16 protein-coding genes are annotated in these 22878 nt (G+C 60.6%); 11 read left to right on the top strand and 5 right to left on the bottom strand.

Translation table 11 applies throughout. The features are described 5' to 3' along the window. Window positions 1–45: 45 nt before the first annotated feature. The 4 genes from NAV33_RS01370 to NAV33_RS01385 form a co-directional block, all read right to left on the bottom strand. Entirely contained in the window at window positions 46–1398 is a 1353-nt protein-coding gene (locus NAV33_RS01370; RefSeq protein ID WP_255976134.1) for an alanine/glycine:cation symporter family protein, read from the bottom strand. A 421-nt stretch (window positions 1399–1819) separates the two neighbouring features. Further along, the gene (locus NAV33_RS01375; RefSeq protein ID WP_255976135.1) at window positions 1820–5488 is read right to left on the bottom strand and encodes a translocation/assembly module TamB domain-containing protein; all 3669 of its coding nucleotides are present in this window, start codon (window positions 5486–5488) and stop codon (window positions 1820–1822) included. Window positions 5489–5505: 17 nt separating this feature from the next. Then, window positions 5506–7233, bottom strand: coding sequence for an autotransporter assembly complex protein TamA (locus NAV33_RS01380; protein WP_255976136.1), 1728 nt, complete (start codon window positions 7231–7233; stop codon window positions 5506–5508). Between the two features lie 145 nt (window positions 7234–7378). Then, window positions 7379–8017 (bottom strand): GNAT family N-acetyltransferase, encoded by a 639-nt coding sequence (locus NAV33_RS01385; protein ID WP_255976137.1) that lies wholly within the window; start codon window positions 8015–8017, stop codon window positions 7379–7381. A 166-nt stretch (window positions 8018–8183) separates the two neighbouring features. On the opposite strand from NAV33_RS01385, the gene xthA reads away from it, so the two are divergent. The 10 genes from xthA (at window position 8184) to xylB (ending at window position 20273) form a co-directional block, all read left to right on the top strand. Then, window positions 8184–8996: an exodeoxyribonuclease III gene (gene xthA, locus NAV33_RS01390; protein WP_255976138.1), complete on the top strand. Its 813-nt coding sequence runs from the start codon at window positions 8184–8186 to the stop codon at window positions 8994–8996. 164 nt (window positions 8997–9160) lie between these two features. Continuing rightward, a complete protein-coding gene (locus tag NAV33_RS01395) occupies window positions 9161–10534 on the top strand; it encodes a substrate-binding domain-containing protein (protein ID WP_255976139.1) in 1374 nt (457 codons plus the stop codon). Between the two features lie 108 nt (window positions 10535–10642). Next, entirely contained in the window at window positions 10643–11578 is a 936-nt protein-coding gene (locus NAV33_RS01400) for a carbohydrate kinase family protein (protein ID WP_255976140.1), read from the top strand. Between the two features lie 67 nt (window positions 11579–11645). Further along, a complete protein-coding gene (locus NAV33_RS01405; protein ID WP_255976141.1) occupies window positions 11646–12551 on the top strand; it encodes an AraC family transcriptional regulator in 906 nt (301 codons plus the stop codon). A gap of 311 nt (window positions 12552–12862) precedes the next feature. Continuing rightward, a complete protein-coding gene (locus NAV33_RS01410; protein ID WP_255976142.1) occupies window positions 12863–14170 on the top strand; it encodes an ABC transporter substrate-binding protein in 1308 nt (435 codons plus the stop codon). Between the two features lie 81 nt (window positions 14171–14251). After that, window positions 14252–15196, top strand: a complete 945-nt coding sequence (locus NAV33_RS01415; RefSeq protein ID WP_255976143.1) for a carbohydrate ABC transporter permease — start codon at window positions 14252–14254, stop codon at window positions 15194–15196. Between the two features lie 10 nt (window positions 15197–15206). Next, on the top strand, window positions 15207–16040 hold the full coding sequence (locus NAV33_RS01420) for a carbohydrate ABC transporter permease (protein WP_255976144.1): 834 nt from the start codon (window positions 15207–15209) through the stop codon (window positions 16038–16040). Between the two features lie 45 nt (window positions 16041–16085). Next, window positions 16086–17189, top strand: a complete 1104-nt coding sequence (locus NAV33_RS01425; protein ID WP_255976145.1) for an ABC transporter ATP-binding protein — start codon at window positions 16086–16088, stop codon at window positions 17187–17189. Between the two features lie 104 nt (window positions 17190–17293). Then, window positions 17294–18772 carry a mannitol dehydrogenase family protein gene (locus tag NAV33_RS01430; protein ID WP_255976146.1) on the top strand — a complete coding sequence of 493 codons (1479 nt, stop codon included), beginning with the start codon at window positions 17294–17296 and terminating at the stop codon, window positions 18770–18772. A gap of 13 nt (window positions 18773–18785) precedes the next feature. Further along, on the top strand, window positions 18786–20273 hold the full coding sequence (gene xylB, locus NAV33_RS01435) for a xylulokinase (RefSeq protein WP_255976147.1): 1488 nt from the start codon (window positions 18786–18788) through the stop codon (window positions 20271–20273). A 303-nt stretch (window positions 20274–20576) separates the two neighbouring features. Here the strand turns inward: xylB and NAV33_RS01440 are convergent, their stop codons facing one another. Then, complete coding sequence (locus NAV33_RS01440) at window positions 20577–21803, bottom strand: acyl-CoA dehydrogenase (RefSeq protein WP_255976148.1); 1227 nt, start codon at window positions 21801–21803, stop codon at window positions 20577–20579. Window positions 21804–21949: 146 nt separating this feature from the next. On the opposite strand from NAV33_RS01440, the gene NAV33_RS01445 reads away from it, so the two are divergent. Beyond that, window positions 21950–22864 carry a LysR family transcriptional regulator gene (locus tag NAV33_RS01445; RefSeq protein ID WP_255976149.1) on the top strand — a complete coding sequence of 305 codons (915 nt, stop codon included), beginning with the start codon at window positions 21950–21952 and terminating at the stop codon, window positions 22862–22864. Window positions 22865–22878: the final 14 nt, after the last annotated feature.

The raw sequence follows: 22878 nt of genomic DNA on the forward strand, positions 1-22878 counted from the left end.
ACTCCTTCGGTCATAGGCCGCGAGAGGCTCTCGCGGCCCGGATTATCAGGCTACCGGGTTACGGGCAAAGTATTCCTTGGTCAACTTGACCACGACCGGACTCAGCAGCAATAGGGAGATCAGGTTGGGAATGGCCATCAGCCCGTTGAGGGTATCGGCAAACAACCAGGCGAAATCCAGCTGCGCGATTGCGCCGAACGGTACCGCCAGTACCCAGACGACGCGAAACGGCCAGATCGCCTTGGTGCCGACCATGAATTCCCAGCACCGCTCACCGTAATAGCTCCAGCCCAGGATGGTTGTAAAGGCGAATACCACCAGGGCGATCGTCAACACTGCAGCCCCGAATCCAGGCATGGCCGATTCGAACGCGGCGGCCGACAGTGCAGCACCGCTTTCGCCACCCGTCCAGACGCCCGAGCAGACGATTGCCAGACCGGTAATGGAGCAGATGATAATGGTATCGATGAACGTCCCCATCATGCCGATCAGGCCGGAGCGCACGGAACTCTGCGTGGTGCCGGCTGCCTGCGCGATACCGGCAGTACCCAGTCCTGCCTCGTTGGAAAAAATACCGCGCGCCACGCCGAAGCGAATCGCGGCCATGACGGCCGCACCGGCAAAGCCGCCAGTGGCAGCGATTGGCGTGAAGGCATGGGTAAAGATAAGGTCGAATGCCCTCGGGATTTCAGCCGCATGGACCACCAGCACCACAATACCTGCGATTACATAGGCCACGCACATGAACGGCACCAGCGCGGCGGCTACTGCGCCGATCCGCTTGATGCCGCCCAGGATAACCAACCCGACGAACACCATGGTGACCAGGCCGGTGACCCACAGCGGCACCGAGAAGGTGCTCTCGAGCGCAAGCGCCATGCTGTTCACCTGCACCATGTTGCCGATTCCGAAACCGGCCAGCCCGCCGAAGATCGCAAATGCGCCACCCAGCCATAACCAGCGCTTGCCCAGGCCATTCTTGATGGCATACATCGGGCCACCGACATGCTCGCCGCGATCATCCTTCTCACGGTAATGCACCGCCAGGACGACCTCACAGTACTTGGTCGCCATTCCCACCAGCGCCGTGCACCACATCCAGAACAGCGCACCAGGGCCGCCGAGGAAGATCGCAGTGGCGACGCCGGCGATATTGCCGGTACCGACGGTGGCGGCCAAGCAAGTCATCAGCGCCTGGAACGGGCTGATTTCGCCTGTTGACTCATCGCCCTTTGCGCGTCCACGCCAGATCAGCGCAAAGCCGGTTCCGATGCGCACCAGAGGCATGAACTTGAGCAAGATCATGAGGAAGAAACCGGTGCCGAGAATCAGCACCAGCATGGGAGGTCCCCAGACGAGACCGTTAACGCTATTGACCAGGTTTTGCAGGAATTCCATTCAAGGCACCCTTATTGATTATGTTAGACATCCTTGCCCAAGCGGCCCGCGTCGGAGCGCAGTAGAAGCACAACGCCTATAGCCTGACTGCCTCTCCCGCTCTACCGAAACGGCCAGTAATGACCCCGACTTCATATGCTGGGTACTACTACCGACAACTTGCAGAACCCTTGCCAGAGCCCTGTAATAGCTGCGACGCAAGGAGCGACCGAGCGATCCTACCACCACCACAAGCGCTTGGCGCAACGTCGTTTTACATGCCGTTCGCACAGCATCGAAAAGACACTGAGAGGCTTGCAGATCGACCGATCAGTCATCCCTGGTTGCCGGTTACGTAAGCCCAACAGAGTAGCCCAAGGCAGCAGCGCCGCCAGTCGATTCGCCACGTTTTTTTCAAGCGTAGATGCAACGCCGTAGCGCCTTAAAAATTACGCCGATAGAACACGTCAAGCGAACTGGCCAGCCCGCTAGCGGCTTCGAGAAAAATACGCTTGGTCAGCCGGTAACGCAGAGCAACATTATTGGCAGATTCGAATACGCCAACCCCGTAACGGAGTGTCAGACGGTCGGTCAGTCGCCCGCTGGCGACTACGCTGGTCTCGGCGCCGCTGCCTTCGGTATCGAGTTGAAAATCCTGGATGCCCAGACGCTGCGCAACGTCTCCGGTTATTGACGCACTACCGGCTAGGCCGAGCCCGAGGGCGGCCTGTGCCAGCATATTGTTATCGCCAGAATCGGCACCCAGCGGCCGCCCAAGCACAAGATAGGACAAGGCCTGCTCCTGGCTCATCGCGGGTTCGGCAAACACGTTGACCCGCGGCTGTTCGGCGCTGCCGGTGATGCGCAAACCAGCGATGACGTTATCGGCCTCGATCCGCCGAATGGCCTCGATATTCAGGAATGGCTGTGACAGTACGCCGGTAAACAGCAGTTGCGCCCGGCGTATGGTCAGGCGCTGGCCGTAGGCCCTGTAGCGCCCATTGTTGAGATTGAGCTCGCCGCGGGCATCGAGGTTGTCACCGATATGCAAATAACCGGCAAGGTCAGCAGTCAGGCCGAAACCTGAAAACCGCAGCCGGTCCTGGCCCACTTCGACATCGATGTCCATACGAATTGCCAACGGCGTCTGCGCCTCTTCAGCCTCTTCGCCGATGATCACCGTGTCTTCGGAAACCTTGACGGTTGACGGCGGCAATTCGCGAATAGTGATATCGCCGCGGGGCACGCGCACCTTGCCGGTCACGGCCAACTGATCATCGGCCAGTTGCAACCGTAGATCCGGCTCCACCTCCAGTTCGGCATAAGGCTCGACGACAACCGGCAGCCGGCTGCCACTCACGCGCATATCCAGGTCCAGCGCGTCGCGCCAGTCCAGCGTGCCGGCGATCTCGCCCCGCCCCTGCTCGCCGCTACGCCAGTTGCCATCGAGGCGCACACGCTCACCGTTGATGACGGCGCGAATCTGCAACTGCTCGAAACTGACCGGTAGCTCGCTGCCAGCAATCTCGCCGCCGCTGAGGGTCAGCTCACCGTTGACCTGCGGCTGCTGCAAGCTTCCGGACAGCTCGCCATTGCCGTTCAGCTGCCCCTCCAGCCGCTCGACCTGAGCGACGAAGGGCTGAGCCACGCAGAGATCGAAATCGCTCAGGCGGAAGCTGCCGGAGATGGCTTTCGCATCAGTGCTTGGATCAACTTGCAAGCGCACATCGAGTTCGCCAAGTTCGCCGCCTTCGAAGCGTAATCGGCTATCGATTCGTTGCGGCGTCAACTCGCTGTTCAACGCCAGGGTTGCATAGGGAAATTCCAGCCACCGCTCGCCGTCGCGCATGCGCAGCGTGCCTGGACCTGCATCGACGCGAATGGTCCCGCTGGGACCCGTGCTCGGTAGATCCAGCGACAGGTCGGCGTTGACCTCGCCTTGCCAGATCAGATTGTTCGGCAAGTAGGCACCGATCGATTCCAGAGGAAAATCACGCAGGTGATAACGCAGCTGTGGATCAGGCAGTAGGCGCTGATCCTCGGCACACAGCGTGGCGGAACCAGAGCCCCAGCAGTGTGCACCAAAGGTGATCCGGCCGCTGGCCAGCCGCTCCAGCGATGCCGGTTGCTGCAGCGACCACTGCTGCCCCTTTGCGTCCAGCTCGGCCCGCACCAACCGCCCTTGCCAATCCTCGCCGTGCAGCCCGCCGTTCAGCGCCAGGGAAAAATCCAGCAACGGGCCCTGCAATCGCAGTTCGGCCTCGTGCGCCTGCCGGCTGCCGTTGGCATTCACCTGCAATTGGCCGAGATCGGTTTCACCTGCCCGCAACCCGTCAGCGATGAGCCGCAGTTGACCACGTTCCCCCTCTTGAAGGTTGGCTGTCAGCTGCAGGCGCTCCACGTGGTTTTCCTGAAACGCAACATTGTTTCCCTCGACCGCCAACTCGCCCTGGGGCGCTTGAGGTGTACCCGCCAGGCTCAGGTTACCGGCCAGCTGACCTTGCAGATCAGGCCAGAGTTGCGCCAAACGCGGCAAATCCAGCTCCAGACTCGCCTGCAACGTCTTGGCCCAGCGGCCGCTGCCCTGGACCCGGTTGTCACCGAGCTGTAGATCAATGCGGGGGACACTCCAAGTGTCGTCCTGACCGCTCGCCTCCAGCTGTAGATGTAGCGGCTGCTTGCGCAGCGTGCCGTCCAGATCAAGATGCGCTTCGGCTTGTAATTGCTCGTCGCGCAGGGTGCCGCGGCTGCTGAGAATGCCACCGAGTTGGCCTGGCAATTCGGCGACCCAGTAGGAAGGATCGAGCCCGCTCAGATTCAAGGTGGTATTCCAGTCGATACCGTCGGCGAAGCCCACGCTTAGATTTCCGGTGGCCGCGCCCTGCCCGGCCTGTAACTCCAGTTGTGGCAGGTGCACAATTTCGAGGTCGCCGCTGATAGGGCTTTGCAAGGTGAAGTCGCCGGAAGGCCCAGTCAGCGCCGCATTGAAGTTGCCTAGGTAATTGCCGTCTTCATACTGCAATTGTGCGTTTAGCGTGCGCAGCGCCACGGGCGGCTCTTCCACGCCTGGATACAGCCTGCGCCAAGGAAAATCGCGCCAGGCCAATTCCGCTTCGCCCGCTAATCCATCCTGCCAATTGACCTGCCCGTTCAAGCTGATCCGCCGACCCTCGTCGACATCCAGCTGTAGCTCTTCCACCTGCGCCTGAGTGGCGTCGATCAAGCCGCTCAACGCGATGCCGACCGCGCCGCCCTCGCCTTGAAAGCTGCCCTCGCCGATCACCCGGTAACCCTGCTTCAGATCGCCCTCGGCGGTCAGCTCAAAACTGTCCAGGCGCAGCGCATCAGGCAACTCAGGGGTGGCCTTGAAGCGCTCGATCACCAACAGCAGATTCGCCGGCAGCTCCGGCTCCAACGGGCGTACCCGGCCACTGAGCTTGGCATCGAGGTAGCCCTGGCTTTCGACATTCAGCATCAGGTGCTCACGTAGCTCACCATCCACCGCGATTTTCAGCGCCCAGGGTTGCTGACTAGGCGACTGGATGGCTGCATTGCCCGCCAGTTCCAGCGGCCAATCGCCGTTCGATTGCACGCGGCCAGCCATATCCAGCGAAAGATCTTCGCGGCGCACCTGTAAGGCCTTGATGTCCAGACCGTCCTTACGCCAGTCCGCGCGCAGTTGCAGGCTTTGCAACTGTTCGACGTCATTCAGCCGAAGCCGGCCGATCTCGACTCGCTCGATTCGAAGCTCCAGCGGCAATGTGATTTCGGGCAGGCTAAAGGGCTCGCTTGGTTCCTCATCAGGGCTGGGCGGAAATTGCAGATCGACATCCCCGGCAACCAGATGCTCGATACAAAGGGTCATGCGCAGCAGGCACGCCGGTGACCAGTCCATCCTCGGTGACGCCACCGTGACGCGGCTGCCGTCCTGTTCCCAAATCAGCCGCTCCGCCTGCCAACGACCGCCAAGACGCCCCTCGAACTGTTCGACCCGCACCCCTGGAATCTTGCTCAGGGCCCAGCGACTGCCCGACGTGGTGCCGAGCACGGCGCCCACAGCCAGAACGATCGACAACAGCACTGCAAGCACGACCAGCAGCGCCCAACCCATAATCCTCGTGGTACGCCTCAAAGCTCCGGCCCCATGGAAAAATGCAGCCGCACCCCTCCGTCGTCGTCTAGCGGATGCGCCAGGTCGACGCGGATCGGCCCGACCGGCGAAACCCAGCGAACGCCCAGACCCACGCTGCTTTTAAGGGATGGCAACTCCAGCGAATTGAACGCATTGCCCTGATCGACAAACGTAGCCACCCGCCACTTGTCCGTTACCGAGTACTGATATTCGGCACTGACCGCCAGCTGATAACGACCACCGATTCGGTCGCCATCGGAGTTGGTCGGCGACAGGCTCTGGTAGTCATAGCCGCGCACACTCTGATCGCCACCGGCGAAATAGCGCAGCGACGGCGGTACGTTGGTGTATTCGTCGGTCCAGTTTCCGCCGACCTGAACGCGGCCCAGGAAGCGATGGCGCTCGGCGAGTGTGATCAGACCTTTGAGGGTGGTGTTCGCATGGATCAGGTCCGCATCAGACAACGCACCATCCTTCGCGGCGGCCAGCTCGAATTCCAGGCGATAGCCACGGCTGGGGTCGATACGGTTATCGCTGCGCAGGTAGCTATAGGCAACGCCGGGCATCAGCAACGTACTGACGCCTGAATCGTCGCCAAGCTCGTATTGTTCGTGGCGCCATTTCAGCGACCAGACCCGCTGCCAGCCGCTAGGTAGCTTGCGGTGCCACTCGGGGCCCACCGTCAATAGCTGGCTGAGGCTGTCATTGTCGGCTAGCTGTTCATATTGATAGCCCGCGGCATAACGCAGCTTGTCCGTCAGTGGCGGATCAAGCGGCACGTCGTAGTAGAGCCCGACATTTTGCCGCGGGGCAGACAGCTCGGACTCGATGCCGTAGCTGTGGCCCTGCGGGTTGACCCAATGGCGAAGGAAATCGAAACGCATACGCGGCCCGACGTCGGTCGAATAACCGAGACCGAGACCCAGGGTACGGGGCTCGCGAGTGGTCAGTTGCACCGCTACCGGAATACGCTGCTGTTCGGCATTGGCAGGATTGGCATCGACCCGCACGCCTTCGAAGTAGCCACTCGATTGCATCGCCTGATTGAGATCGGCCACCAGCTCCGAGTCATACGGAGTACCGGCTTCGAACGGCACCATGCGCGCCAGCAGATCGGGGTCGAAGGGCGAGTCGCCCTCGAATCGCACATCGCCCAGCACGTAGCGGGGGCCGCTGTCGAATACCAGCTCCACGTCGGCGGCGTTCGCGGTAGGGTCGACCGCCAGACGCTGGCTTTTGAAGCGGCCATCGAAAAATCCATAGCGCGAAGCCTGGTTGAGGATCTGCTGCTTTACTTCCTCGTACTGCCCATGATTGAGCACGGCGCCAGCGTTCAGCGTGTTGCGCGGGACGCGAAAGGCACGTAACTCGGCAGCCGGCCCCTCCACCCGCACCGTGATGTTGCGCAACCGAACCGGCTCGCCGGGCTCGATGCGCAGCGTCAACTGTGTATTCTCGCCGCCGGTGACTTCGGATTCGATTTGGCCGTTGTAGTAGCCCAGAGCCTGGAGCGCTTTTTGCGCTTGCTGCTGCGCTATACGGCTGTAGCGCAGCAGTTCCCGCTCGCTACGGTCGCCCAGCTCGCCAATGTAGTTTTCGACGTTCTCGCGCAACTCAGCGTTGGAGGGCTCGACATTGACGTCCAGCTCCGCAGCGGTAGCGGATGAAACTACAAGCAACGTAAGTCCGGACGCGACAATTCGGCCAATGAGAGATAAGTGCATGACGAGCGATGCTAGCACGACACACACCGAGGCTCGGGATGGCATCGATGCGTGTAGCACGGCACATACAGCGTCAAGCAAGACATTGGGAAGACTTCTTCGGACATCCGATGGTTGGACTGTTGGCAAACAGCAAAATTCGCCGTTAACCGCCGCTGGCTTCGACCTGACGCGGCGCGGGATGGAAAAACACATGCTCGACCACCGGACCGATTGCCACCTGGCCGATGTTCTCGTAGCCCTGGCGCTCATAGAAATTCAGGTAGCGCGGGTTGCCGGTATCGATCATCAACCCGTGTGAGCCCGCGTCCGCCGCACACCAGTTGTGCAGGGCCTCGAGCAGCTGTTCGCCGTAATGCTGCCCTTGGAATTGCGGATGAACAGCCATCAACGGCAGCACATGAAAAGTGCCCGGCGGCAGGCAGCCAAGCACTGCGGCGTGATAGTCGAGGTAGCGCCGGGTGCAGCGAAAACCGGTGGTCAGCAACATGCGCATGCGCCACGCCCAGCTCTCGGTAATATCGAGGCGTCGTTGCGGCGGTGCGATCAAGGCGGCGGCGATGAGTCGATCGTCCAGCAGCAGCCCCAGCGCCGGTTGGTCCTGCAGAAAGTGTTGGTTGACCAATTCGCGCACCGTTGCACGCACGCGCTGGTCGTAACCAGGACGATCGGATTCGAACAGGTAAGCGAATGTGGGTTCGTGTCGATAGGCGTTATACAGAAGCGATCGCGCTTCCCTGGCGTAACCACTGTCCAGCATTCGTACTTCGGCAGGCATCGGCATGGCGGTTCTCTTGTTGATGTTCTTATTGTTGTCGAGCGCTGATTTCACGTTAGCACCGGCTCGGCGGTCGTGCCTTCTCCAAGCCGGTTATTGCCGACCCGCGTGACACGGCTCGCGCCGATCTGCCCAAGCGATTAGAATCCCGGTTTTGCCGGAGCCTGCACCGATGAAGCTTGTTTCTTTCAATATCAATGGGTTGCGCGCAAGACCTCATCAACTAGCTGCACTTATTGAAAAGCATCAGCCGGATGTGATTGGCCTGCAGGAAACTAAAGTGGCCGACGAGCAGTTTCCCCAGGCCGAGATCGAGGCCCTCGGCTATCACGTCCACTACCACGGCCAGAAAGGTCACTACGGCGTCGCGCTGCTTTCAAAGCAGGCTCCGCTGGAAATCCATAAGGGCTTTCCCGGTGATGGCGAGGATTCGCAGAAGCGCTTCATCTGGGGCCGCTTCGCCGATGCCAACGGCGAGCCCGTTGCCGTGATGAACGGCTATTTTCCGCAAGGTGAAAGCCGCATTCACCCCACCAAGTTTCCGGCCAAAACCAAGTTTTACGCTGACTTACAGACATTGCTGGAAGAGCGCTTCACTCCCGATCAGTCAGTTGCCGTCATGGGCGATTTCAACATTTCGCCGGAAGACTGCGACATTGGTATCGGTGAGGTGAATGCCAAGCGCTGGCTGCGCACCGGCAAGTGCAGCTTCCTGCCGGAAGAACGTGAATGGCTGACGCGGTTGAAGAATTGGGGGCTACAGGACAGCTTCCGCACGCTCAACCCGGAAGTGGTCGATCGCTTCAGCTGGTTCGACTATCGCAGCCGCGGCTTCGAGGACGATCCGCGCCGCGGTCTGCGCATCGATCTGATCCTGACCACCGCCGGCCTGCATGACCGCGTCACCAACTGCGGCGTCGACTACGACATCCGCAGCATGGAAAAGCCCTCCGACCATTGCCCGGTCTGGATCGAGCTGAACTGATAGTTGCGGCCCTGTATCCGCCGCGTCGTGCGACCGCCGCGCGGCGAGACATCGTGGGTTCTAACCGAGCGCAGCAATTTCACACCCTCGCTTCGGCCCGCCGTCACGTAACGGTAAACAAACCTTCTTAATCTCCCCGCTTCTTTGCATGGGAGAGTTGCTGCATGGCATTTTTAGCGTTCGTACGCACGACAGGGAAACGAGCGCTGCGCCTGGCGCTTCTCGGTCTGTTCGGTGCCAGCCCGCTCGCGGTAAGCGCCCCCTTGCCGGCGGTGCCTGCAGATGGCAGCGCAGTGCTGCGTATACATGGGTCGAACACCGTTGGCGCGAAGCTGGCGCCGATGCTGATTACCGGCATGTTCGAGGCGCAGGGTTTTGGTTCGGTACGGATTGCCTCAGCTGGGCGCGAGAACGAGCAGCGAATCAGTGCCACCGACAGCTCCGGCCGTACGCTCCACGCGTTGGTCGCGGCTCATGGGACAGGTACCGGCTTTGCCGGATTGAAGGACGGCTCCGCCGACCTGGCCGCTGCGTCGCGACCGATCAAGAACAGTGAACATGAAAGCCTCGCCAGTCTGGGCGATCTACGTAGCGCGCAGGCCGAACAGGTCATCGCTATCGACGGCCTGGCGATCATCGTTCACCCGAACAATCGAATTGCTTCGCTCAGCGTCGAACAGGTTGCCCGATTATTTGCTGGCGAGATTCAGAACTGGCGGGAGCTGGGCGGCGATGATCTTGCGGTCGAACTGCATGCGCGCGATGACCGGTCCGGCACCTACGACACCTTCAAAGAGCTTGTGCTCGGCACGCAGAGCAAGACGCTGGCTGCCAGCGCCACGCGGTACGAGTCCAACGACCAATTATCCGAGACAGTCAGTACCCGCCCCGGCGCGATCGGGTTTGTCGGGCTTGCCTCGGTTGGGAGTTCAAAAGCCCTGGCCATTGCCGATGGCGACTCGCAGCCCATGCGGCCCACCACTGCGCTCGTCGCGACCGAAGATTACCCGTTGTCGCGACGCCTGTTTCTCTATGCCAACCCTGCCGAACAAACAGACTGGACCCGAGCTTTTCTCGATTTCGTTCACAGTGCCGCTGGCCAATCGATCGTAGGCAAGTCCGGCTATGTCGCGCAGGCAATTACCGCAATCAAATTGCCGGTTGAGACAAGCATGCCGCAGCTCTACCAGAATCTCGCAAGCCAGGCGCAGCGGCTAACGGTCAACTTTCGCTTCGATGAGGGCAGCGCGCGCCTGGATAACAAGGCACAGCGTGACGTCGGACGCCTGATCGATTACCTGCAAAGCACCGACAAGCAGATGAACGCAGCGGTGCTGGTAGGCTTCGGCGATGCGAAAGGTGACTCGGCGCGCACTGCGTTGTTATCCAAACTGCGCGCGATGGCGGTCCGCCGCGAGCTGTCACGAGGTGGGATTCTAGTTAAGGATATCAATGGGTTGGGTGACCAACTTCCAGTCGCGTCGAACAGCGAGCGCGGCCGTATAAAGAACAGACGAGTCGAGGTATGGGTCTACTGAAACATCAGCCGCGAGTGCAAGATCGTATCGGTCGATTGCCTGCGGCGTACTGTCACACCGTGCGCGTCACGGTTAAGCTCAGGGGATTCCCAGCGGCAGGAATCCATCATGTATCTGGTCTGTGGCGAAGCCCTTTTCGACGTGTTCGCAGCTCCGGCAGGTTCCCGTAGCAATCGCTTGAATCTGGAAGCGGTTGCCGGCGGATCACCGTTCAATGTCGCTGTCGGGCTGGCGAGGCTGGGTACGCCATCCGCGTTATTTGCCGGCATATCCAGGGACTACTTGGGCCAACGACTTTGGCAGGTGCTCGACGAAGAAGGCGTCGATACGCGTTATCTGGTGCCGTTCGACGCACCGACCACTCTGGCCATGGTCGCGCTCGGCGCTGATGGTGCGCCGATTTACAGTTTTCGCGGCGAAGGGTGTGCCGACCGCCTACCGCGCGAGGAACACCTCTCTGCGCCGGGTAATGAAATTCGCGGCATTCATGTCGGCTCCTATTCCCTGGTCACTGCACCGATTGCGGATACCTTGTTGACTTTGGTGCGCCGTGAAAGCGGACGTCGGCTGATTTCCCTGGACCCGAATATTCGTCTCAATGTCGAGCCTGACCTGCTGCGCTGGCGGGAACGCGTCGAGGCGTTCGCCGAGCTTGCTCATCTGATCAAGGTCAGCGATGAGGACCTGGCGCTGCTCTATCCCGGCGAAGCGCCTGAAGCCATTGCCCAGCGCTGGCTACAGGGCCCCTGCGAGCTGGTCGTGCTGACCCGGGGCGGCGCAGGTGCACAGCTATTCAGCCGTCGTCATGGCGACCTCTACGCATCGGCGAAAGCCGTCACCGTGCGCGATACCGTAGGAGCCGGCGATACCTTCCAGGCAGCTCTGCTGAGTTACTTGCATACGCAGGGGTTGGACACTGCCGCGGCGCTGGCGCAGGTTGAGCACGATCAGTTGCAAGCACTGCTGGCCTTTGCCGTTCAGGCAGCCGCAATCACCTGCTCCCGTCGCGGTCCTGACCTGCCCTACCGATACGAAATTGCCTGACCGATTGGCCCCGGCGCCATGAACGTCTATAACCCAAGGGGAAAAGAAAAGGACGACGGCACCCAGCATGAAAGCGTTGAAGATCTCCGACCCATCCTACGAGCTGATGGATGATCACCACGGCAATTCGCTGATCTACCGGGAGCACGGCTTTCCGTGCCCACTGGTGCGCTGGCACAACCACAAGGAATACGAGCTGCATCTGATCGTCGCCAGTTCGGGAAAGGTCTTCGTCGGGGACTATGTAGGCAATTTCGGTCCGGACAGCCTGTTCCTCACCGGCCCACACATGCCACATAACTGGATCAGCCAGGTCGACGAGGGTGAAGTGGTCGCCAAGCGCGACATGCTCGTCAACTTTACCGATGAGCTATTCGAAGCGGGCCACAGCGTTTTCTCCGAATTGCGCAGCCTGACACCGATGCTCGAGCGTTCGCGCTATGGCATCGAGTTCCGCTGTCCACGCACCATTGCCGAGGCCAGCAGGCTGATGCAAAGGGTCGCCGACAGCCGCGGCGCCACCCGCCTCGGCTATTTTCTGATCATGCTCGAGCTGCTCGCCGGCTGTGACGATTATCAACTGCTCTCTGGCGCCACCTCGGCACAACTAGGCGACGAGCACCACGCCGACCGCACCAACATGGCGGTCAACTACATCTTCGATAACTACATGCGCGAGCTGCCGCTCGAGGAAGTCGCGGGCCATCTGAGCATGAAGCCCACCTATTTTTCGCGCTTCTTCAAGCGCGCCACCGGACGATGCTACGTCGAGTTCGTCAACAGCTTGCGCATCAGCAAATCCTGCGAGCTGCTGTTGGACAATGACAAACCGATCACCGACGTCTGCTTCGAGTCGGGTTTCAATAATCTCTCCAACTTCAACCGCCGTTTTCAACAGCTAAAGGGTATGACGCCCTCCTGCTACCGCCGCCTGGTCGAGCAGCGATTAACCGAACAGAACCTCGCCAGCTGATACGCATCGTATCTTCCCACCTGATGATATTCCTCGTACCGCCATGCGCGGTTAGGTCTCTGCCAGCCGTTTGCTTCCCGCGGGCTTGGCGCCCTCGCCGGCCGGTGCGAATGCTTGGATGAATGATTGACCGTTGGCTTAACCCTTAGCAAAGGAGTGCAAATAAGTATCAGACGATGTGCAGTCAGGGCTTTGTGACCCTGCCATCCATGGCGTTGTAATGCTCGCGAGACGCTCGTACCGGAGTACGCGAGCAACAACAAAAACAATAAGCGCTTCCGCCGCCACTGGCAGTGGAAGAGGAGTCCAAGATGAAAATCGCCAAATTCCTGCTCGGCACCACCTGTATTGCGATGATCGGAGTGGCCCATGCCGCCGAAACCCTGACCGTCGCTACGGTCAACAACGCGGACATGATCCGCATGCAGCGCCTCTCCAAGACCTTCGAAGAACAGCATCCCGACGTGAAACTCAACTGGGTCGTGCTCGAAGAGAACGTCCTGCGCCAACGCCTGACTACGGACATCGCCACCCAGGGCGGCCAGTTCGATGTGCTCACCATCGGCATGTACGAAGCTTCGCTGTGGGGCGACAAGGGCTGGCTGGCGCCGATGACCGATTTGCCTGCCGATTACGATCTTGATGATGTCTTTCCTTCGGTGCGTGAAGGTTTGTCGGTAGACGGCACTTTGTATGCCCTGCCGTTTTACGCCGAAAGCTCGATGACCTACTACCGCACCGATCTGTTCGATCAGGCTGGGCTGCAAATGCCGGAGCATCCAACCTGGACCCAGATGGCCGAGTTTGCCGAGAAGCTGCACAAACCCGACAAAGACCAGTACGGCATGTGCCTGCGCGGCAAGGCCGGCTGGGGCGAGAATATGGCGCTGGTGACCACTGTTGCCAACTCCTTTGGCGCACGCTGGTTCGATGAAAACTGGCAGCCGGAATTCAACGGCCCGGAATGGACCAAAGCAGCTAACTTCTATGTCGACCTGTTGAGCAAATACGGCCCGCCGGGGGCATCGAGCAACGGCTTCAACGAAAACCTCGCGTTGTTCAACAGTGGCAAATGCGCCATGTGGGTGGATGCGACCGTGGCTGGCTCGTTCGTCACCGATACGTCGCAGAGCAAGGTTGCGGACAAAGTCGGCTTCACCTTCGCGCCTCAGCAAACTACCGATAAAGGTTCAGCCTGGCTTTACTCCTGGGCACTGGCCATTCCCACCAGCTCGCAAAAGAAAGACGCTGCCAAGACCTTCGCAGCCTGGGCCACGTCGCAGGATTACGCCAAGCTGGTCGCCGAAACCGACGGCGTCGCCAACGTGCCGCCGGGCACTCGCGAATCCACCTACAGCGACGAATACATGGCCGCTGCGCCCTTCGCCAAGATCACCCTGGAATCGTTAAAGCAGGCTGACCCGGCCTCGCCATCGGCCAAGCCGGTGCCTTATGTGGGTATTCAGCTGGTGACCATTCCCGAGTTCCAGGCCATTGGCACCCAGGTCGGCAAAATGTTCTCCGCCGCGCTCACCGGCCAGATGCCGGTCGAGCAGATGCTTACCGCCGTGCAGCAATCGACCACGCGTGAAATGAAGCGCGCCGGCTATCCAAAGTAAGCAGCCCAAGTAGGCAGCCGCTACCTCCCCAGTGAGGGCTCGCTGAGTCCTCATCGGCCTTTCTTCAGCCGGAGCACGCCCATGGCTACCACCTCCACAGCCTTGTCCAAGGCGCCTGTTACCGATACGGCAAGCGAGTCGAACGAGCGCAAGCCACGCCGATTCGGCCCCAGCTGGTTCCTCGTCAGCCCGTCCGTTGCGCTGTTGCTGCTGTGGATGCTGGTGCCGCTGTCCATGACCGTCTACTTCTCTGTCATCCGCTACAACCTGCTCTATCCCGGTGAGAACGACTTCGTCGGGCTGGAGAACTTTCATTACTTCCTGACCGATGCCGGCTTCATGCCCGGCATGATCAATACCTTGCTGCTGGTTGGCAGCGTGCTGCTGATCAGCGTGGTGCTCGGCGTGCTGATCTCCGCGTTGCTGGAGGCGGCGGATTTCGCCGGCCGTGGAATCGTTCGCGTCATGCTGATCTCGCCGTTTTTCATCATGCCGACCGTCAGCGCTCTGGTCTGGAAGAATCTGATCTATCACCCCGTCTCGGGCATCCTCGCCGCGGTCTGGAAGTTTTTCGGAGCGCAGCCGATCGACTGGCTGGCCCAGCATCCGCTGCTGTCGATCATCATCATCGTGTCCTGGCAGTGGCTGCCCTTCGCGATCCTGATTCTGATGACTGCGATGCAGTCCCTCGACCAGGAACAGAAGGAAGCCGCCCGCCTCGACGGCGCCGGCCCGATCGCGATCTTCTGGCACCTGACACTGCCACATCTAGCACGCCCCATCGCCGTGGTGGTGATGATCGAGACGATCTTTCTGCTGTCCATCTTTGCCGAGATTTTTACCACTACCAGCGGTGGTCCCGGCTACGCCTCTACCAACCTTGCCTACCTGATCTACAACCAGGCGCTGCTGCAATTCGACGTCGGCATGGCATCGGCCGGCGGCCTGATCGCGGTGGTGATCGCTAACATCGCGGCGATCATCCTGGTGCGGATGCTGGGCAAGAATCTCACCGAAAAATACTGAGGGCAGACCGATGCTAACGCTCAAACAAAGTCGCCGCCTCAACACCCTCGTCGTCGGGCTGTTCGCGTGGGCCGTGGCGCTGCTGCTGTTCTTTCCGATCTTCTGGATGATCCTGACCAGCCTGAAGACCGAGATCGACGCCTTCGCCACGCCGCCGCAGTTCATCTTCACGCCGACGCTGGAGAACTACCTGCACATCCAGGACCGCAGCGGCTACTTTAAGTACGCCTGGAATTCAGTGACCATCTCCTTCGGCGCCACTGCGCTGGGCATGCTGATCGCGATACCCGCGGCCTACTCCATGGCCTTCTTCGAGACCAAACGCACCAAGGGCACCCTCTTGTGGATGCTGTCGACGAAGATGCTGCCGCCGGTGGGCGTGCTGGTGCCGATCTACCTGCTGGCCAAACAGTTCGGCCTGCTCGACAGCCGCACGGTGCTGATCGTCATCTACACGTTGATCAACCTGCCGATTCTGGTGTGGATGATTTACACCTACTTCAAGGACATCCCCCGCGACATCCTCGAAGCGGCGCGCATGGACGGCGCCACGCTGATGCAGGAGATGGTTCGCGTGCTCCTACCGATCAGCAAGGGTGGGATCGCCTCGACCATGCTGCTATCGCTGATCCTGTGCTGGAACGAGGCGTTCTGGTCGCTGAACCTGACCTCCTCCAATGCCGCCCCGCTGACCGCGTTGATCGCCTCCTACTCCAGTCCCGAAGGGCTGTTCTGGGCCAAGCTCTCGGCCGTTTCCACCCTCGCCTGCGCCCCCATTCTGATATTCGGCTGGATCAGCCAGAAACAGCTGGTCCGCGGCCTGTCGTTCGGTGCCGTGAAATAACCGCCGCCGTATCGACAAGATCGACAAGAACTAGAGGATTCGAACATGGCAGACCTTAAAGTCCATAACCTGAAGAAAAGTTTCGACGGCAACGACATCATCAAGGGCATCGACCTGGACATCCGCGACCGCGAGTTCGTCGTCTTCGTCGGCCCGTCCGGCTGCGGCAAGTCAACACTGCTGCGGTTGATTGCCGGGCTCGAAGAAGTCAGCAGCGGCAGGATTGAACTTGATGGCCGCGACATCACCGACCTCGGCCCGGCCAAGCGCGACCTGGCCATGGTGTTTCAGACCTATGCACTGTATCCGCACATGACAGTGCGCAAGAACATGTCCTTCGCCCTCGACCTGGCCGGCGCCGACAAGCAGGAAGTGGCGCGCAAGATCGAGGCCGCGGCCCGCACCCTGGAGCTGGAGCCGTTGCTCGAACGCAAACCGCGCCAGCTCTCCGGCGGCCAGCGCCAGCGCGTTGCCATCGGCCGCGCCATCGTGCGCAACCCAAAGGTGTTCCTGTTCGACGAACCGTTGTCGAACCTCGACGCGGCACTGCGTGTGCAGATGCGCCTGGAGCTGTCGCGCCTGCATCAGGAATTGCAGGCGACGATGATCTACGTCACTCACGACCAAGTCGAAGCCATGACCCTGGCCGACAAGGTGGTGGTGCTCAACGGCGGACGCATCGAGCAAGTCGGCTCGCCCATGGAGCTTTATCATCAACCTGCCAATCTGTTTGTTGCCGGCTTTCTCGGCACACCGAAGATGGGTTTTCTCAAGGGCCATATCCGAAATGTCGACGCCACTGGTTGCGAGGTCGAGCTCGACGCGCAGTGCCGGCTCTATCTACCGCTGGGCGGCGCGACGCTTTCCATCGGCGATCCGGTCACGCTGGGCATCCGCCCGGAGCACCTAAACCGCAGCACCGATGGTAGCTGCCAGCTGGAAGTGAAAGCCGACGTCAGCGAGCGGCTGGGCAGCGACACCTACTGCCACGTCATTACCCAGACCGGCGAACCTTTGACCATGCGCATCCGCGGTGACTTTACCCCGCGCTATGGCGAAGCGCTGAAGCTGACCCTGGACGCTGCCCATTGCCATCTGTTCGACAGTAATGGCCTGGCGATTGGCCAACCGCTGCAACAAGTGGCCTGACTCCCGCTGCTCCACGTAGGAGCCAGCTTGCTGGCGAATCGCTGCCGCCTGGCGCCCGCGATTCGGCTACGGCTTTCCTCAATACACGCCCAGCGAGGCCTGACATGAAATTGAATGAACAGAATCTGCCGCAGCTACCGGTGCACGTTGCCCGCCCGTCTTACACGCTCGAATCGGTCACAGCTGGGATCGCCCATATCGGCATCGGTGGCTTTCACCGCGCCCATCAGGCGGCTTACACCGATGCCTTGATGAACACCGGCGAAGGGCTCGACTGGGGAATTTGCGGTATCGGCACGCGCGCCAACGAGTTGTCCATGCGCGACGCCCTCGCCTCGCAGGATTACCTCTACACCTTGGTCGAACTCGACGATCGACCCGATACCGAAGTTCGAGTGGTGGGCAGCATTCGCGACATGCTGCTGGTTACACGGGATGGTCCCGAAGCCGTGGTCGCCCGGCTGGCCGACCCGGCGATCCGCATCGTTTCGCTGACCATTACCGAAGGCGGCTACTGCCTCGATGACAGCACCGGGCAGTTCAACGCCACGCTGCCGCATATCAAGCACGACCTGGAGAATCCAAGCACTCCAATCAGCGTTTTCGGCCTGCTCTGCGCAGCGCTTGCCAAGCGCCGCTGTGAAGGTAATGGGCCGTTTACGATCATGTCCTGCGATAACCTGCCGCATAACGGCGACGTCACCCGCAAGGCAACCCTGGCCTTCGCCAATCTGGTCGATGCGGACCTGGCCAGCTGGATCGAGCAGAACGTCAGTTTCCCTAATGCAATGGTCGACCGTATTACGCCGACGACCAGCGCAGCGCACCGCAAGGATCTCCGCCAGAAACACGGTATCGATGACGCCTGGCCCGTGGTCTGCGAACCCTTCGTGCAATGGGTGCTGGAGGACAGGTTTGTCGCCGGTCGACCGGCCTGGGAGAAGGTCGGTGTGCAGTTTACCAATGACGTCGCGCCCTACGAGGAGATGAAAATAAAGCTGCTCAACGGCAGTCATCTCGCGCTTACGTACCTGGGCTTCCTACGCGGCTATCGCTTCGTGCATGAAACCATGGCCGATCCGCTGTTCGTCGAATACATCCGCCGCTATATGGATGACGACGTCACACCGCAGCTGGCGCCCGTGCCCGGCATCGATCTGACGCAGTACAAGCAGACCCTGATCGATCGCTTTTCCAATTGCGCTATCGCCGATCAACTGGAGCGGGTTTGCTCGGACGGCTCCTCTAAATTTCCCAAGTTCACCGTGCCAACTCTCAATCGTCTGATCGCTGATGGTGCCGAGCTGGACCGCGCGGCACTGGTCGTGGCCGCATGGGCGATGTACCTCAAAGGAGAGGACGAGAACGGAACCCAATACAGTATTCCCGATCCGCGGGCAGAGTTCTGTCAGTCGCTGATCGAAGAAGACGAGGGGCTTGCCGAGCGGTTGCTCGGACGAGAAGAAATATTTGGCTCGCAGGTCCCCCGTTCACTAGCGTTCCGTGACGCCTTCGAGCGCAACCTGCTGCGACTGCGCACACTGGGCGTGAGCGGCACCCTCGACTTGTTGCTGACCCGCTGACGGAGGCCAGCCAATGTTTCTAGGCATCGATTGCGGAACCCAGGGCACCAAGGCGCTGTTGCTCGATGCCGATAACGGCGAGGTATTGGGTCAGGGTTCGGCCAGCCACGAACTGAACAGCGGCCCCAACGGCCGTCGGGAGCAGGATACGGCGCAATGGATCGAAGCGTTCCAGCGAGCTACCGCGGCAGCGTTAGCCGAGGCCGGGGTGGATGGCAGTCGTGTGCTCGGTATCGGTGTGTCTGGGCAACAACATGGCCTGGTCACGCTGGATGGCCAAGGCCGAGTACTCCGCCCGGCCAAGCTATGGTGCGACACCGAATCGGCCGACGAAAACCGGCGATTGCTGGATTGGCTGGGCGGTGAACGCGGCTCGTTGCAACGGCTCGGTGTGGTCATTGCGCCGGGCTACACCGTATCCAAGTTGCTCTGGATGAAGCAGCAGCATCCGCAGCTGTTCGAGCGCATTGCGCATATCTTGCTGCCGCACGACTACCTCAACTACTGGCTAACAGGGCGTTGCTGCAGCGAGTACGGCGACGCCTCGGGTACCGGCTACTTCAACGTGCGCGCGCGACGGTGGGACATCGAAATACTGCGGCATATTGATCCCAGCGGTCGCCTCGTAGCCGCGCTGCCGGAGCTGATCAAGTCCGATCAACCGGTCGGCCGGCTACGTCCGGAACTGGTGGAGCGGCTGGGCCTGAACCCACAGGCCATCGTATCGAGCGGCGGTGGCGACAACATGATGGGAGCGATCGGTACCGGCAACATCAGCCCCGGTGCAATTACCATGAGCCTGGGCACATCCGGGACGCTGTACGCTTATTCTGATGAGCCGAGCATCAGTCCACAGCCCTCCGTTGCGACCTTCTGCTCGTCCAGTGGTGGCTGGCTGCCGTTGATTTGCACCATGAACCTGACCAACGCCAACGGCGCCATCCGCGAGCTGCTGCAACTTGATCTGGAACAGTTCAATACATTGGCGGCGCAAGCACCGATCGGAGCCGAAGGCTTGACCATGCTGCCCTTCCTAAACGGCGAGCGCGTACCCGCCCTGCCCCAAGCCACTGCCAGTCTGCATGGCCTCACCGCAGATAACCTGACCCGAGCGAACCTATGTCGTGCAGTGGTCGAAGGCGTGACCTTCGGCTTGCGCTACGGGTTGGACCTGCTACGCGAGAGTGGGATTCGTAGCGAGCGGATTCAGTTGATTGGTGGCGGCGCGAAGAATCCGCTGTGGCGGCAGATCGTCGCGGACGTCATGGATACACCGGTAATCTGCGCCACGCACAGCGAGGCTGCGGCGCTGGGTGGCGCAATCCAGGCTGCCTGGTGCCATACGAGACAGATCGACCCTGAAGCCAGTCTCGAAGCACTATGCCAGCGCTGCGTCAGTGTTGACGAGGCAACTGCGGTCGAGCCGTCCGCCAGTGCATTCGATGCCTATGAACGGGCCTACCGGCGTTATCGAGGGCTGGTAGCCGGCCTTTATAGTTAGCGGACGTAATGGTGTCCTTAGCGGTTCGTGCGGCTGCAGACCTGTTCGCGAGCAAGCTCGCTCCTACAAGGGCCGGAGCCGCACGAACCGTAGGAGCGAGCTTGCTCGCGAACGCTTTATCCAATTCCAGCGATCACACCATCAAATAATCGCGAACAGTTTGTAGGGTGGGCTTCAGCCCACCGATGACTGTGCTGGTGGGCTGAAGCCCACCCTACGGTCGCTCGGCCCGCCTCGTTCGGTCAGCCATCAAAGCAAAAGCCACTCGCGTGGCTTTGCCTCTTGCCCGGTGTTAGCGACGCCTTAGCGGCTACGCAACATTTCCCGCGGAAAGTACTTACCCAGTTCATGTTTGGCGATCGAAGCACGGTGCACCTCATCCGGGCCGTCAGCAAGGCGCAGCGTGCGCTGCATGGCCCACCAGTGCGCCAGCGGGAAGTCTTCGGAAACACCGGCACCACCATGAATCTGGATGGCTCGATCGATTACCTTTAGCGCCACGTTAGGGGCGACGACCTTGATCTGGGCAATCTCGCTCGCGGCGATCTTGTTGCCCACGGTATCCATCATGTACGCCGCGTTTAGCGTCAACAGACGCGCCATGTTGATCTCGATGCGGCACTCGGCGATGTGATCCAGGTTGGCGCCGAGACGCGCCAGAGGCTTGCCGAACGCGGTGCGGTTGACCGAGCGCTCGCACATCAGCTTAAGCGCACGCTCGGCGACACCCACGGAGCGCATGCAGTGGTGAATGCGGCCTGGGCCAAGGCGCCCTTGAGCGATCTCGAAGCCGCGGCCCTCGCCGAGCAGCACGTTTTCGTACGGCACGCGAACGTTTTCCAGCAGCACTTCGGCATGACCATGAGGGGCGTCGTCATAGCCGAACACCGGCAGCGGTCGCAGTACTTTCAGGCCCGGCGCGTCCATCGGTACGAGGATCATCGAATGCTGCTGGTGGCGCGGTGCGTCCGGGTTGGTCAGGCCCATGAAGATCATTACTTTGCAGCGTGGGTCGCAGGCACCGGAGGTCCACCACTTGCGGCCGTTGATGACCCACTCGTCACCCTCGCGAACGGCGCGGGCCTGCATGTTGGTTGCATCGGACGAAGCCACTCCCGGCTCGGTCATACCGAAGGCGGAACGAATCTCGCCGCGCAACAACGGCTCGAGCCACTGCTTCTTGTGCGCTTCGCTGCCGTAGCGCACAAGCACCTCCATGTTGCCGGTATCGGGCGCGGAGCAGTTGAAGGCTTCCGGGCCGAGCCCTGAGCTACCCATGATCTCTGCCAACGGTGCGTATTCGGTATTGGTGAGCCCGGCGCCCAGCTCGGAATCCGGCAGAAAGAGATTCCATAAACCTTCGGCCTTAGCCTTGGCTTTGAGCTCCTCGACGATGGCGGTGGGTTGCCAGCGGTCACCCTCGCTCACCTGCTGATAAAAGATTTTCTCGGCGGGATAGACATGCGCATCCATGAACGCCTGGACGCGCTCACGTAGCTCTTGAACCTTGGGGGAATAGGCGAAATCCATGGCGACAGACCTTCTGCAGGTAACGTTTTGTAGTTTTAAGATGCTAGAGGACGCCCAACGATTTATCTAAGCTATTTTCCTCGTGTATAAACATTCATCACCGATATATGATCGGCGAATTCCGATACACGCCGGAGAGCACAACAATGAACCTGAACAAGGTCGATCTGAATCTGTTCATCGTTTTCGACGCTATCTACACCGAGGCGAACCTGACCCGCGCTGGGCAGATCGTCGGCATCACTCAGCCCGCCGTTTCCAACGCCCTGGCCCGCTTGCGGGAGACCTTCAATGACCCGCTGTTCGTGCGCACAGCACAAGGCATGGTGCCGACGCCGATGGCGCAAAACATCATCGGACCGGTGCGCAATGCACTGCAGCTGTTACGGGTCTCGGTGCAGGAAAGCCGGACCTTCAACCCTGCGCAGGCAAACAAGACGTTCCGCATCAGCATGACCGACCTCACCGAGGCGGTGGTGCTACCGCCATTGTTTCAGCGTCTGCGTCGTTTGGCGCCGAACGTGAAAATCGAAAGCATGCTGGCCAAGCGCCGCGAAACCACCAAGGAATTGGCTGCTGGCCGTCTCGATTTCGCCATGGACGCCCCGCTAAATACCGACCCGCAGGTGCGTCACGTCAAGCTGTTGGAAGACCGTTATGTTTGCGCCATGCGTCGCGGTCATCCGCTGGCGAAGGAGAAACTCAGCGTCGAGGAATATTTGTCGCTGTCGCACATTCACATTTCCAGCCGGCGCAGCGGTCTGGGGATGGTCGACCTGGCGCTGGGTAAGATGGGGCAACAGCGCAAGATCGCCCTGCGCTCGCAGCATTACATGATGGCCACTCAAGTAATTCAGCACACCGACATGGCGGTGACAGTGCCGGAGCGTTTCGCGCGGCGCCATGACTTGCATCAGATTCCATTACCAGTGGAAATCCCACCACTGGAGACGCACATCTATTGGCACGAAAGCACGGATCAGGACCCGGCCAATCGCTGGATGCGCGAGCAGATGATCGAGATCGCCCAGCAGGTCACTGCGGCGCAGCAAGCCGAATAAAGAGAGGTCCGGCA

The sequence above is a fragment of the Stutzerimonas stutzeri genome (assembly GCF_024448715.1).
Lineage (GTDB): Bacteria > Pseudomonadota > Gammaproteobacteria > Pseudomonadales > Pseudomonadaceae > Stutzerimonas > Stutzerimonas stutzeri_AR.